The sequence below is a fragment of the Catellatospora sp. NPDC049609 genome (assembly GCF_040675365.1).
Taxonomy (GTDB): domain Bacteria; phylum Actinomycetota; class Actinomycetes; order Mycobacteriales; family Micromonosporaceae; genus Catellatospora.
The window spans coordinates 1-1,026 of sequence record NZ_JBFAOU010000496.1; the positions used below are offsets into that span (position 1 = coordinate 1).

Genomic DNA, 1,026 nt, shown 5'->3' on the forward strand with positions numbered 1-1,026 from the left:
CGGTGCGTGGAGCGAGAACCACGCACCGGCACACCGATTACCTGTAGTTACATTGGTCACTAAAGCAGAACCCAATGATAAACAACTCGTCGGGCCGCTCCGCTGAGAGCGCCTTGAAAAATTCTCGGTGTTGCGCTTGGTCCATGTCGTACAACCTTATGGCAAACTCTCGCCCCTGCGATTCCATTTTCATACGGAAGTCCTCAGAATACAAGGACGCGTCAGCTCGCCTCGGGTCATTACCCGCCCAGCTACCGTCCTGTCTGCCATGTGTCCCGGTGGCAACGTGCACCTTCTTAATCCCGGCGCTCTTCGCGAGTTTGACCATCGCCGCTACGGTGGCAGCCTCGATCCTGCCCGTATAGGTGACCACGTTGCCCATCCGGACAGCGAATGTACCTTCATAATCCACTCGAAAAAGCATCGGCAGGGCACCAACTTTGCCAGCCGCGTTGGCGCCAATGGCAATTTGGCCAGGCCGCGCCGCGAAGCCATCGCCGCCACCGCTTGGCTTTCCGCCGCCGCCAGCGCGGGATCCGCCGCCTCGGCTCCCTCCTGTGGGGATAGGAATGCCTGCTGATGCTCCGTCGGTGAGGAAGGCCGCTGCTCCGTTGATCATCGCGACGGAGCGGACGTCTGAGTAGTAGTCGCTTCTCGTTCCGTGTTCCCAGCCGTTACCTGTGGGGGAGGGGTATGTCCCGGCCATGCCTTGGTCCCAGTAGTGATGTCTGGGCGGGCAGCCGTTGCACCACTGGTTGTCACTCAATGGGCCTCTAGCTTCGACGGTGTCGGCGTGGGCGAGCATGGCGTCGTACGGGTCGTGGTTAGCGATGCTGGGGGCTTGGCCGATAACGGTGATTTCTTCGGCGCCGTGTACGGGGAGGTTTTCGCTGCCTTTGCAGTCGCCGTAGACGCAGGTTCCTCCGGGGTTGAGGCCGTTGGGGTCGATCATGCCGATGGGGTTGTTGGCGGTGTAGGTGTAGAGGTTGGCGGTGGTGGGGTTGGTGTAGTCGAGGTCGGGTGTGG

Annotated in this window: 1 protein-coding gene; it reads right to left on the bottom strand. The window is 61.0% G+C overall.

All coding sequences use genetic code 11. The features are described from left to right. Window positions 1-37: 37 nt before the first annotated feature. A partial coding sequence (locus tag AB0J67_RS41385; protein ID WP_363491328.1) for a hypothetical protein occupies window positions 38-1,026 on the bottom strand: 989 nt, incomplete at its 5' end.